We start from the raw sequence: 12,610 nt of genomic DNA, 5'->3' as shown, positions 1-12,610 counted from the left end.
CTGCGCAGCGCGGGCCGGCTCGACGAGGCCATCGACCATCTGTGGCAGGCGATGATCGCCTACCGGGAGCTGGGGGACGCGGACGGCCGCGGCTCTGCCGTGGCCAACCTCGGCGACGTCTACCTGCAGACCGGGCAGTTCGCCAAGGCGCTGGAGTACACCCGTCGTGGCCTGGTCATCGAGCGGGCCGTCGGCACCGTCTGGGGCGAGGGGATCCTGCTGAGCAACCTGGGCGACGCCTACCAGGGGCTCGGCAGGTTCGACGAGGCCCTGGAGTGCATGGAGCAGTCGCTGACCATCCTGCGCGACAGCGGTAACAGCTGGGTGGAGGGCGTCGCGCTCGACATCCTCGGCACGATCCACCGCAAGCTCGGCCGGTACGACGAGTCGATGGCGTTCTACGAGCAGGCGCTCGCCACCCACCGGGCCGTCGGCAACCGGTGGGGCGAGGGTCATACGCTGGGCCATCTCGGCGACGTCCATCTGGAGGCCGACCAGCCGGAGGCCGCGCGGGTGAGCTGGCGCCAAGCGCTCGCGATCTTCGCGGACTTCAACCACCCGGACGCCGAACAGGTCCGCGAACGGCTCGGCCGGCTGGCGAACACAACGCGGGAGAACACAACGGCGGACGGCTCCACGGACCCGGCAAACGGGCCCGTGGGCGTGGTAAACGGTCACGTCGGCCGCACAAACGGTCACACCGATGCGGCCGGCGGGTCCGGCGCGGTGGACGGACCGCCCGAAGCGCGCGCCAGGAGCGCAGCGCATCGACGGACCGCCTGACATGATTTCCCCTTTACCGTGGCTCGCCGTGGTCCCGGAGCGGACCACGGCGAGCTTGCACTTCGGTACAACGGATCACCGGCGGAAACGGTTCAACCGCCAGGTCAGCCCGCGTCGTGATAGGCGCGGCCACTGGCGTTGGGTGTCGTGCCGTTGTAAAGACCCGTCGGGCTGGTCACGGTGGAGAGGGTGAACCAGGCGTAGCGCTCCATGAAGTCAAGACTGTTCAGCATCTGCGTCGATGACTTGATGAAGTCGGTCTGCTCCTGCTCGCTGGGATACCGAGCCGGGCCCTTGGACCAGTCGATCAGGCCGTATTCGGTCAGCCAGATCGGCTTGTGGTAGCGGTCGTGCACCGCCTGGAGGTAGCCGCGCAGCTGGTTGGCGGCGTCCGGGCCGAAGTCGGACCCGTACCAGTGCAGGGGGATGAAGTCGACGCGCAGATTGCGCTGCTGCGCTCCCTGCATGAAGCGGTCCAGCCAGCCGCCGGGGACGTCTCCGCCGTACGAGACAGCGGGTGCGCCGAGCCGCAGCCCGGTGGACTGCAGCCGGGGCCACAGGTCCAGGGCCTGCTCGGGGGACATGTTGGCCTGCGTGCCCGAGTCGGGCTCGTTGAAGCCGAGCAGCTCCGTGCCCTCCTGGCGGGCATGGTTCAGTTCGTCGTCGGTGACCGAGCCGGGGCCCCAGATCATCGGGACGTACTCGACACCGTTCGGCTTGGCCACAGCGCCACTGGAAGAGGCCCAGTTGTAGTACCAGGACGCACCGGAGTCGGCGAGGGCCTGGGAGGCGCCGTCGACCGGGTTGAGGCTGACACCCTTACGGTGCGACGCCGGCGCCACCGGGGCGGGCGGCGGCGGGTTGTTGACGACGGGCGCGGGCGCCGGGGCGCTGCCGGTCCCGAACGACACCGTCAGACCACTGCACTTGGTGCACTGGTACATCACCTTGTTGCCCGGCTCGGCGTCCTGCTTGGACCAGGCGTACGCGGTGGGGCACTTCTGGTTGATCATGTCGCTGTACGGCGTCTTGGCGTCCCGGTTCGGGTTGACGCACACCAGCGACTTGCCCGTGGCCTGGTCCTTCTGCAGGTTGTCGGCCGGGCAGGCGGACAGCAGATCCTCGGGGCAGCCCGCCACGGCACACTCGCCGCTCGCGGGTGGTGCCACGTCGTTGGGGGTGATGGTGACAGGGGCCGATACGGCGTTGACGTAGCTCACGTCGTACCAGGGCGCCAGGGAGTCGGCCGGGTCGAAGTTGAACTCGGCGAGGCTCGCGGGCTGTTCACCGAGCGAGCAGTGGTCCACGAAGGGCCCGCAGTCACCGACGGCACAGTGGAACGTGCTGCCGTTGTCACCGGAGCAGCCCTGGCGGGCGAAGAACGTGCCGCGCCAGTGCCCGGCACCCTCCCGCTCGGGAATGGTGATGGTGGCGGCCTGGCCGGGGTCGAGCGTCGGCAGCCCGGTGAGCTCGGCCGAACCGTCGGCGTTGACCCTGCTGCCGACCCAGATCCGGCCGTCCGTCTTGTTCTGCAGGGTGATGGTGTGGTCGGCGACGGCACCGGCCGCTGCGATGCTCCCGCTGTCGGAGCGGTGCGTCTGGATCGCTACGGCGGTGCCTGTCACACCGACGATGACCAGCAGCAGCGCCAGCAGGAATGATGTGCGTCTGCGCATAGAGCGTGCCTCTCCATTGGGCTTACGCGGGTTGGTTGATCGATTTCGCTTGCGCAGGCACGACGGATGGGCGGGGTGGTTGGTTCATCCGGTGACGGATGTCATGCTCATTTTCGCGCCCTGCCCTGCGTTTTCGCCTGAACGTGCTGCGGGCTGGCGGTATTTGACGGCACGTCAAACGGGCGGGGCGTCGTAGGACTGAGCGGGCTGTCGTACGCCTCGCGCACGATCGACCGGCCCTCGTTGTCGAGCATGGACTGCGGGATGTCGATCGACCTGGTGTGCAGTTCGGGGGAGGTGGGCAGTGAGACCGGGCTCATCAGAGGAGAGTTGGTCACGGAGGCTGATTCCGACGCACTGTCGTCCAGTATGTGCCGGTGCTCGGAGGCGACGAAGGTGTGACCGTCGGTCAGCTCGCCCCTGCGCGGCGTCGAGACGGCGTGGGTGGTCGATTCCCTGAGGTTGGTCTGTGCGGCCACTTCGAATTCGTGGCCGCCGCTGAATTCGTTCTGACCGGGCCCCTGGAAACCGGACCTGATCGAGGAACCCACCGCCGGTGCCGGGCGCTCCCATTGCTCGCGGAGATCCGCGGTCGCCCTCAGGTCGGCGGCGGTCGGGGGCGCGTCCCGCAGCAGCTCTCTCCGCTGCGCGTTGCCGGCGAACCGCACCACGGTCGGTATGGTCTCGGGGGATTCCTCGAAGACCTTCTGCCACTTCTTGTCGGTTCTGACCAGATTCAGGACCGCGTCCTCGAAAGCCTCGTGCTGGCGTGGCGACAGCTTCTTGATCTGGCTTTCGAGGCGGATCATCCGCTCCTCGTGCACCGACATCCCGGCGCCGGCCGACTGCTGCGGCTCGCCCTGCGGGTATCCGGACCAACCACCGCCGTCGCCGCCGCCACTCGCGCCGCCACCCACGCCACCGCCACCGCCCGCGGGCGCCGGCGCGGACCGGCCCCTGATGCGGTCCATGAGACGGCGCCAGAGATCGGCGATCTCTGTCCCGAGGTCCGCAAGGCCCTCCTCACCCCGCTGCTTGCCCAGCTGGTGATCGGTCTTGATCAGATCGCGCGCCAGCCGGACTTCGGGGCGCTGCCTGGCGAACCGGTTCCTGGTCAACCGGTTCCTGGTCGAGGAAGCCGTGTTCGCGTCCGCCACGGTGCCCCTCTTTCAGGTCGGAGGTGCTGACACGAGCGACAACGGACCTCCGGGCGGAACGGTTCAACCCCGGTGCCGACATGTGCGTACCTCCCGACCTGTCGGCGGTGGTCCCGGCACAACGGCCGCGCCCCGGGGACGCGGCCGTTGTACGTCGAGCTGGCTGGTGCGGTGTGCGTCGGCCGTTTGCCGCGGCTAGCGGCGGACGACCTTCTTCCCCTTCTCCCGCTGCGCGCCCTGTCCGCTTGTTTCCGCCGGGACGCTCGAGTTGCTGTGCTGGCTCTGGGCGTAATCGCCCTGCGGAAGGTAGCTCGCGGCCGAGTTACCGCCGGCCGGCGAGTAATTGACGGGCCCGTACGACGACACGGAGGGATTGCTCCCTTGCTGCGAGCCGTAGCCACCGCCGTACGGCGACTGCTGGGCGTCAAAGCCACCGCCGTACGGCGACTGCTGCGCGTTAAAGCCACCGCCGTACGTCGGCTGCTGCGTAAAGCGCGGGTCGTGTGCGGGGGTGTGCTCGGCGTAAAGAGGCTGTTCCTGCCAGTCCTCGTGCGAGCCTACGTTGCTGGTCGAGTCGTGTGAGGACGGGAACGATCCGGGTACCATCTCGCCCGGCTCGTATCCGATGTTCGTGTTGTTGTGGGCCCTCCCCTCGTACACCGGCAACTCGTACGCGGGGTCACTGGCTTCCCGCTCCCGCTCCGCCTTGTGGAAGTGGTGCGTCGCCTCGCCGACGGTGCTGCCGCCGCCGATCCAGGTCCCGGCCTGGCCTGCCCACTTGGCTGCCTCCCCGCTGCCGGCGGCGCCCCAGGCGTTCCCCACCGCGGAGACGATCCGGCCGGCGCTCAAGGCCTCCTGCGCGGTGTCGCGCATGCCACCGCCCTGGACACGCTTCCGCTCCGTGTTGAGTTCGGTGGCGCCCATATAGGCCTGACCTGCGACTCCCACCACCTTGAAGGCGACGCCCGCTTTTCCAGGGACGGCCTCCCCGATCGAAGTCGCCAGCTGGGGAGCGACGTCGATCACGGCCTTCTTGATCCTCTTGTCGTGCTTGCTGACCCAGGCCTTCGTGTTCGCGGCGAACGTCTTGAGCTTGCCGCCCACGCCCGCGAAGTACGTACGACTGGTCTGGTCGTACACGGCCGTCCCCGGCGTCGTGCCGGCCGGAAGCTGGGGTGCGTCGTTGGGTACGGGCCTGGACGAGGTGCGGATGTTCCCGCTCCGCGCGTCAATATGGACCGACATGACGGACTGGACGGAATCGTTGGAATTACCGCTGTCGTCTGAGTGTTCTGAGCCTGCCATTTTCACCCTTCCTTAGGGCTGGATGGTTACTCCCTACGGAGCCTGTGGCGGCGCCGTATCCGGGCGCTGCCGACCGGATAAGGCTCCGCTCACCGAGCACAACGCGTGCGCCGGAGCATCGGTTCATCGCCCCTCCGCCCTGGGCGGACAGGTCAGCTCGACGGCTGCTCGGTCGGTGGTCTTTCCCAACTCGGCTGCTTCTGCCCCTGCGGTGGCGGTGGCGGTGGTGCGAACGGATCCATCGCGTCGACGGGAGGAACCTCCTTCCCGCGGTGGGCACCAGGCTTGCATCCGGCGAAGGGGCCCTGCGGGTCCCGCAGCGCTGCCATGACCGGCGAGAGGAAGTCGCGATGCCAGCTGGCAGGTCCTGACATGTTGGAGCCGGGCCCGGTCAGATGCCCCCAGGCGAGCCACAGGCCGTGCAACTGGGCGACGGCTTCAGCGTGTTCCCACCAGCGGGAGCACCAAGGGGCCTGGGAGCTGACTTCCCTGCCGTAGACCGGCAGCAGTACATGGTGGGTCCACAGTGTCAGCTGACGCAGCGTGTTCGCGTAGGCGGGCCCTTCCATGTAGAGGATGAAGTGCGGTGGCGTGAGGGGCTTCTCCGGATCGGGAGCGGCGCCTCCCCCGGGCCCAGGCACCTCGGGCTTCTCCGGCGGCGCAGTAGACATCGGCCCTCCTGTCAATGGTGAGTTCGGCGTACGGGACTCAGGCGTCCGGGCGTACCGCTCCCAGGATCGGCATCGACGCCGCCGGTGACTCGTACACCCAACGCCCCGGGCGCGGGGCCTGGATGATCTGGCCGTCGCCCACGTAGATGGCGACGTGGCTGGCGTCAGCGAAGTAGATGATGAGGTCCCCCGGGCGCATGTCGTCGACCGGGATGTGCTTCAACTGCCGCCACTGCTCCTCCGACGTACGGGGGATGGGGTGGCCCGCCGCGAGCCAGGCCTGCGAGGTGAGGCCTGAGCAGTCGAAGGAGCTGGGGCCTTCGGCGCCCCACACGTACGGCTTGCCGATCTGCTTGGCGGCGTAGGCGACGGCCTTCCGGCCGGCCGAAGTCCCCTTCTTGCCGACCTTCTTGAGGACGCCGGTGCTCACCCACTGCGCCTGGGCGTCGGCCTCCTCCTGGCGCTCCAGCGCCGCGATCCGCTGGAGCTGCTTCGCGGCCAGCTGCGACTCCAGCTGCTTCGCCGCCTTGATGTGCTTCTCGATCTTCTGCTGCTGGTCCTTCTGGGTGCGACGGGTCGCCTTCAGGTCCTTCAGCTCGTCGGAGGCGTCGTCGGTGCGGTGCCGCAGGTCCTCGCGCGTGGTGCCGAGCGCGGCCAGCACGCTGTGCCTGGCCTGCTGCGCCTTGCGGTTCAAGGACGCGTTGTCCAGGGCGGTCGCCGGGTCGTCGTCGAGGACGAACTGCATCTCGGCGGGCAGGCCGCCGCCCCGGTACTGGGCCCTGGCCACCGCCGCCGCCTGCGAGTTGAGGACGGACAGCTTCGCCTCGGTCGTCTTGACCTGGGCGTTGAGCTTGTCGATGCGCTTCTTCTGCTTGGCCACCTTCTCGTCGGCGGCGTTGTACTTGTCCGTGGCGACTTCCGCTTGGTGATAAAGGGTGTCCAGTTGGGCACGTACCTGGGTGAGAGTCGCGGGGTCGGCACGGGCGATCTGCTGGGTCGTCACCGTCAGGGCGCAGGCCAGGACGACGGCAGCCGCCGTCCGGTAGCTGTGCGCGCGCAGGGGCCGTCTCATCTGGGCCGAAGCTCCCTTCGTCCGCGTCGATCGGGGTAGGGGCCCAAGGGGCCCGTCCGCACAACGGACGTGGGAGTTCGGCGGTTCAAGGTCGCGTGAACCGGCCGCGTGCGACATCCGTTGTGCGCGAGAGGGCCGTACGGCAGACGAAAGGGTCGTTGTGGGAGTGGAGTTGCTGCTGCTGGCGCTGTGCACGGGGCTCGGCCTCGGCTTTCTGCTGCTCGCCGTGCGGTCCGTGCTGGCGGCCCTGCGCCTGTGGCTGCGCGGCCTGCGGGTGATGGGGGTCGTGACGGCGCGCGGCACGTCGGACCGGCGGCGCGGCGGGCTCGTGATGTTCGCCGACCACCTCGGCCGCAGCCTCGTCTTCGACCCGGGCAGGCGCGGCCCCTGGTGCGGGCTGCCGCGCCTCGGCCGCAGCGTCCCGGTCGTCTACGCGCGGAACCAGCCCACGTCCGCCGGGCTGTGGACGGCGCGGTATCTGCTGTCGCCCGCCTTCGGCTGGTTCCTGTCCTCCACGCTGGCGTTCGGCGCCGGGGTGCTCATGACGGCGTGACCGTGACCCGCGACCGGCCCCCCGGCCCGCGAGTCACACCCAGCCGTGGAGTCACACCCGGCCCGGGGCCTGTTTGCCGAGGCTCACGCCCGTCAGCCGCGCCGCGGCGCGCGCCGTGATCGCCGCCGTCTCCGCCTTCGCCGCCGCCGCGATGGCGCCCGCGCCCGGCTCCTTGTACCAGGGGCGCAGCCGGATCAGGGCCGGCTTGACGCCGGTCGCGAGCAGCAGCGCCGTGCCCTTGGGCAGGGCCCTGATCTTGTCGGGCGGCAGGACGGACTCCTGGCGGTACGAGTACGAGCGCGACGTGCCGTCCTTGCTGCGCGAGATGCTCGGGGTGCGCACGTCGTACTGGCCGACGAGCGTGGAGATCTTCTGGACGAAGTCGGCGTCGTCCAGGCCGGCGCCGAGCAGCTTGATGGTCGCCGCGCTCCACAGGGCGTCCATGCCCACGTCGCCCCAGACCCGGGCGCCCTGCCGGTAACTCTGCAGCAGCGTCACGACGTTGATGCCGCGTGAGCCGAAGTGCGAGTAGAGGTCGGGCAGGTCGGAGATGCGGCACACGTTCGCCGCCTCGTCGAGGACCGCGGTCAGCGGCGGGTCGAGCCGGCCGCCCATGCGCTCGGCGGCCACCACACCGGCCCGCATCGTCGCGTCGGCGATGCCCGCGATCACGCCGGCCGCCGAGCCACCGCCGTCCTTGGACAGCAGGTACAGCGTGTCCGAGCTCAGGACATGCAGGTCGGGGCGGAACTCGGGCAGCGAAGGGTCGGGCGTGACCCAGGCGAGGATGTCGGGGTCGAGGAGGCAGGACACGGTCTGCCGCGCCGTCTCGAAAATGCCGTCCCTGGTCTCCACAGCGCCACGCACCGTGCCCTGCAACTGCTCGGCCATCGCGACGAGTCCGGTGTCACGGAGCAGGTCGACCGGGGTGCGGTCGGCGGGGTCGGCGAGCCAGCCGAGGAGCTGCTGGACCGAGGCGTTGCTGCGGGCCGCCGCGAGGAACAGGGCGGTCAGGGTGTTCTGGGCGGCCGAGATCCAGAAGTCCTTCTTCGCCGTGTCGTCGTTGACGGAGGCCACGAAGTGCCCGGCGAGCCGGCGCGCACCCTCGGTGGTGTGGCACTCGGCGAGCATGTTCCACCACATGGCGCGCGGACTGTGCGCGATGCCCTGCGGGTCGAACGTCCAGACCGTGCCTACCTCTTCGCGGGCGGCGCGCGTGACGGCGTACACGTCGGACTTGTTGGAGGTCAGCAGCACCGCGCCCTGCGCGCGCAGCACGCGCGGCACGGCGATGCCGGTCGACTTGCCGGCGCGCGGCGCCATGAGGTCGAGCTCCACGTCCTCGTAACTGCTGCGCAGCTCGGGCCCCTTGGGGTCGAGTTCGCCGAGGAGGTTGCCCGTCTCGTCCGGGTCGAGCCGCCCCCTGCCCTTGAGCGTCGGCCGCAGTTCGCGGGCGCGCGCCTCGATGCCCTTGGGGCACATCGCGGCGAGGTCCCGGCTGTTGGCGAGGCCCTTGGGGCGGTTGCTGCGGCCCAGGATCAGGATCACGGCGAGGATGACCGGGATCGCGACGATCGCGAGCAGGCCGAAGATGCCCGCGTAGACGGCGGTGGTCGGCGTCGTGGGCCACAGCGCGACCGGCCCGTCGGAGACCAGGCTGGAGACGGTCGACATGGCGAACGGCGGGGTGTCCCAGCCGTGTCCGGAGAAACCGGCGCCGATCGTGCCGCCCGACCAGGCGACGGTGAACATCAGCAGGCCCGTGCCGGCGACGGCCACGATGGCCCAGGGCAGCAGGTCGTGCAGATCGCCGCCGCGCTGTCCGCTCATGCGGTCCACCTCCCGGGTGCTTCGATGCCGGGGGCGCCGGGTCCGCCGGGGAAGGGCGGGGGCCCTTCCTGAGCGGCCCGTTGCACCTGCCCGGTGGCCTTGGCCACGGCCTCTTCGAGCGTCTGCTCGTTCGGCGTCCAGCGGGTGTTGGTGTTGTGCAGCCGGCGCTCCGCGTCGGTGATGGCGACCTTGATCGGGATGCCGGGGCGGCCACCGACCTTGATCAGGAAGCGGCCACGGCCGGGCGGTTCCTCGTCCTCGCCGTTGACACCCCAGCCGGGGGGCGACGACCAGGAGGAGACGAGTTCGATCTCGCGCCGGGACAGCCCGACGACCTTGCCGAGATCCTCCATCTCGGTCTTCGGCAGCCCCGCGCACACCACCATCCCGGCACGCTCGACGAAGCCGCGCGCCTTGGCGCGGTCGGCGTCCGTGCCGAGTGCTTCGGCGTCCTTGAGGGTGTGGGTGATCTTGGCGTCGCCGAGACCGAGGGAACGGTTGAGGCGGGTGAGCGCGTCGATACGGTCGACGATGCCGGACGCCGCGCGCAGCGGGCGCCACAGCTCGTCCAGCACGGTGAAGAACCAGCGCCGCGGGGCGAGTCCGGCGTCGGCCAGCGCGTGGCAGGCCGCGACCGTACCGAGCCCGTCGGACCAGGCGGCGAGCATCGCCGCCGCCGTCAACTGGGTGTCGGCCTCGCCGATTCCGGAGATGTCGATGCACACGGCGGGCGCGTCGGGGTCGATGTGGGTCGACGTCTCGGAGGCGAAGGTGTCACCGAGCGGGCCGTCGAGGATGCCGAGCAGCGAGCGGTGCAGCGGGTCGACGGCGTCCCGGTAACGGGCGTCGTCACCGCGGTCCAGCGTCACGGCGCGCACCCGGGGCGGGCCTTCGGTGAGGACCCGCAGCACATCGGGCAGCAGCACGGTGTGCCCGGGCAAGGTGCGCTCGCGCAAGTGGTGCAGAACCGCCGAGAGCACGGACTGCTCGTGGTCGTCCATGGGCCGGCCGCGCACGATGGTGATGAGCGCGGCGACCATGTTCAGCACCCGGCCGTGTGCCTCGGCCTTCAGCACCTCACCGGCCTCGCCGCCGATCTTCGCCGCCGCCGACCCCATGGCGCCCGGGTCGAGGACGTTGATGCCGCCCCGGCCACGGCCGATGGAGATCACCTGGCCGCCGAGCGCGCGCACGGTGTCGGCGTAGTCCGGCTTGAGGTCGCCAAGTACCAGCGGGACGACGCCGGTTGCCGAGAGTCCGATCAGCATCCGGTTGATGAGCGTGGACTTGCCCAGACCCGGCATGCCGAGCATGAACAGCGAGGGGTTGGAGATGTACCGGGCCCGGGTGAACCAGCTCAGCGGGTCGCCGCAGACGGTGGCACCGGTGAACAGGTGCTGTCCGAGCGGCACTCCGGTCATCGGCGAGCCGGACCCCGCGGCGAACGGCCACATGCCGCAGGCCTGCACGGTGGTGGCGCGCCACATGGTGGGCGGGTCCATGTAGCCGACACGCCCGCCGCCCGCGCCGTACCAGCCGCGGGGCGGGACGTACAGCTCCTTGGGGCGGGGCGGCGCCTTCTCCTTGCCGCCCTTCTTGCCGCCCGCTGTCCCGCTCTTCGTCGCGCCCTTGTCGAGGCGCTGCCCCGTGACGGGCTGCGCCCCTGCCGGCTTCTTCCGTCCCGGCTTCTCCGCCCAGGGCGACTCCGGTTCGAGCAGCTCCCCCGGCGCCAGCTTGCTCGCCCGCTCCTCGGCGAGCCGGTCCGCCCGCTCGGCCAGCTTCTGTTCGCGCCGGCTCACAACGCCTCCTGCAGTTCGTGCGGTACGAGGGTCTGCTCCCACGGCAGGATCCCGGCGGGCAGGGTGCAGGTGAACGCCGCCGCCTGCATCCGGTCGGCCGGGCGCATCTGCACCCGGGAGGCCGCCGTCAGGTTCCGGATGGTGACGCTCGCGTCGGCCAACTCCTCTGCGTTGTCGACGGTGACCGTCAGCATCAGCGAGAACTCCACAAGACCCGCCCCCGACGCCTCCTCGTTCGCGGTCTGTTCGGCCGCGCGCACCTCGGAGGCCGCGCGGGCCTGCACCATGCCCTTGCCGGACGTCGCCATGAACTGGGCGCTGCGCCGGTCGGCTTCGACGATCCGCGCCGATGTGGCCGGGTCGATGGGCCGGTAGACCAGCGCGACCCGCTTGCGGCGGGTGCCGGGGGCCGCCTCCAGCATGCCCCGCATCACCGAGGACCGGATGGTGCCGCGCGGTGCCAGGGTCAGCATCCAGGTCCTGGAGACACCGGAGTCGTGCTGGTAGCTGTTCACGGTCTCGACCGCTGCCGCAGGTCCTGCGTCCTCCCACTCCAGACCCGTACCGCCGTGCGTGGCACGGGCGTTGAGTACGTCGGCGGCGACGGCGGGGTCGTAGGCGACCCGGACGACCTCGGCGATCCGCTCGGCCGACAGCGGGTAGGCGGCGCCGCCGCCGGCGGCGACGAGTCCGCTGAGCAGACCGGGGATCCGGATCGCGAGATCCGTGATGATGTCGTCCTTCTTACGGCTCTGGCCGCCCGGGATGCCGTAGGTCAGGGTGATGTAGGTGTGCATCTCGGACGAGGCGCTGGGATAGCGGTCGACGACCTCCTCCATCACCGCGCGTGCGGCCGGAGGGGCGTCGGAGCGGATCCGGGGCAGCACCTCGTGGGCGAGCCGCGTGCCCGGGTCGGGGGCGGTCTCCACGATCACGGAGGCGCCGCGCAGCCCCGGTTCGTGGGACAGCCGGGCCAGCCACTCGCCCCACAGGGCGACCCAGACGTCGACCTGGTCGGGGTCGATGAGCGAACCACCGTCGGGGTCGCAGCCGAGGACGATCGTGTACAGGTTGCGGACCGGGTGGTGCAGGACGCCGAAGGGACGGTCGTAGGCGTCCCGGCCCTCGGTCGCCGTGACCTTGTTCAGCAGGCCAGGCGGGCGGAACCGGCCGCCGGGGCGGGCGGACAGCGGCCCCGACACGTACAGGTGCGCGCCCTTGGCCTTCCGGCGCGACCAGCCGATGCGCAGCGTGATCAGCTGGTAGATGTTGCGGCCGTCCTGGGTACGGATCGTGAGCGGGATCAGGAACAGCAGCACGGGTACGAACACGACGAGCGCGGCGTACAGCGAGATCAGCGAGGCGAGCAGGGTGGCGATGAGGCCGCCGAACGCCCCGAAGGTGCCGACGAGTCCGAGTGGTCCGAGCCCCGGCCGCCTTGGCCTGCGCCAGTTTCCGTAGGTCGGATGAGTGACAGCTTCCGCGGACATAGGATCCGGTTTCCTTTCGTGAAGTGGTCGGAGTACGGCGGCGGTTGGGGTACGGCGGAGGCGGTGGGACCGCGGAAGCCGCCGAGCTCCCGCCGGGGGGAAGGGAGCTCGGCGGCCGTCCGTCAGGGGAGGCGACGGCAGGACGTACGGGTCGACCGGCCCGCCGTCGCGACTCCCCCGGGAATCACTTGTTGTTGCCCAACTCGCCGTCGGCGCCTTCCACGGCGCCCGACACGGCGGAACTGGCGGTCTGCGCCGCGGCCACCGCCTCGAG

10 protein-coding genes are annotated in these 12,610 nt (G+C 70.4%); 2 read left to right on the top strand and 8 right to left on the bottom strand.

Features of this window, described 5'->3' with window-relative positions; translation table 11 throughout:
* Window positions 1-783: tetratricopeptide repeat protein (locus tag HY68_RS12045; protein ID WP_041987898.1), on the top strand; the 783-nt coding region annotated here is incomplete at its 5' end.
* Window positions 784-887: 104 nt separating this feature from the next.
* Here HY68_RS12045 and HY68_RS12040 read toward each other — a convergent pair.
* The 5 genes from HY68_RS12040 to HY68_RS12025 all read right to left on the bottom strand — a co-directional run bounded on the left by HY68_RS12040 (window position 888) and on the right by HY68_RS12025 (window position 6,664).
* Window positions 888-2,459, bottom strand: coding sequence for a glycosyl hydrolase (locus HY68_RS12040; protein ID WP_041987895.1), 1,572 nt, complete (start codon window positions 2,457-2,459; stop codon window positions 888-890).
* A gap of 107 nt (window positions 2,460-2,566) precedes the next feature.
* The gene (locus HY68_RS12035; RefSeq protein ID WP_157874330.1) at window positions 2,567-3,616 is read right to left on the bottom strand and encodes a hypothetical protein; all 1,050 of its coding nucleotides are present in this window, start codon (window positions 3,614-3,616) and stop codon (window positions 2,567-2,569) included.
* A gap of 195 nt (window positions 3,617-3,811) precedes the next feature.
* Window positions 3,812-4,921 (bottom strand): hypothetical protein, encoded by a 1,110-nt coding sequence (locus HY68_RS12030; RefSeq protein WP_041987888.1) that lies wholly within the window; start codon window positions 4,919-4,921, stop codon window positions 3,812-3,814.
* A 152-nt stretch (window positions 4,922-5,073) separates the two neighbouring features.
* Window positions 5,074-5,490 carry a DUF4913 domain-containing protein gene (locus HY68_RS40620; protein WP_241778762.1) on the bottom strand — a complete coding sequence of 139 codons (417 nt, stop codon included), beginning with the start codon at window positions 5,488-5,490 and terminating at the stop codon, window positions 5,074-5,076.
* 139 nt (window positions 5,491-5,629) lie between these two features.
* Complete coding sequence (locus HY68_RS12025) at window positions 5,630-6,664, bottom strand: C40 family peptidase (RefSeq protein ID WP_052457079.1); 1,035 nt, start codon at window positions 6,662-6,664, stop codon at window positions 5,630-5,632.
* 160 nt (window positions 6,665-6,824) lie between these two features.
* Between HY68_RS12025 and HY68_RS12020 the strand changes: the two genes are divergently transcribed.
* Window positions 6,825-7,217: a hypothetical protein gene (locus tag HY68_RS12020; RefSeq protein WP_041987885.1), complete on the top strand. Its 393-nt coding sequence runs from the start codon at window positions 6,825-6,827 to the stop codon at window positions 7,215-7,217.
* Window positions 7,218-7,268: 51 nt separating this feature from the next.
* Here the strand turns inward: HY68_RS12020 and HY68_RS12015 are convergent, their stop codons facing one another.
* The 3 genes from HY68_RS12015 to HY68_RS12005 are packed head-to-tail and all read right to left on the bottom strand — an operon-like array spanning window position 7,269 to window position 12,336.
* A complete protein-coding gene (locus HY68_RS12015; protein ID WP_041995823.1) occupies window positions 7,269-9,047 on the bottom strand; it encodes a type IV secretory system conjugative DNA transfer family protein in 1,779 nt (592 codons plus the stop codon).
* Window positions 9,044-10,846 carry an ATP/GTP-binding protein gene (locus HY68_RS12010; RefSeq protein WP_041987882.1) on the bottom strand — a complete coding sequence of 601 codons (1,803 nt, stop codon included), beginning with the start codon at window positions 10,844-10,846 and terminating at the stop codon, window positions 9,044-9,046. Before HY68_RS12010 ends, HY68_RS12015 begins: the two co-directional genes overlap by 4 nt.
* Entirely contained in the window at window positions 10,843-12,336 is a 1,494-nt protein-coding gene (locus HY68_RS12005) for an SCO6880 family protein (RefSeq protein WP_041987880.1), read from the bottom strand. The genes HY68_RS12010 and HY68_RS12005 overlap by 4 nt, the downstream gene beginning before the upstream one ends.
* Window positions 12,337-12,610: the final 274 nt, after the last annotated feature.

It is taken from the genome of Streptomyces sp. AcH 505 (genome assembly GCF_000818175.1).
Classification (GTDB): domain Bacteria; phylum Actinomycetota; class Actinomycetes; order Streptomycetales; family Streptomycetaceae; genus Streptomyces.
The sequence above is the reverse complement of the archived record's forward strand: the minus strand, read 5'-3'. Positions and strand labels throughout refer to the sequence as shown.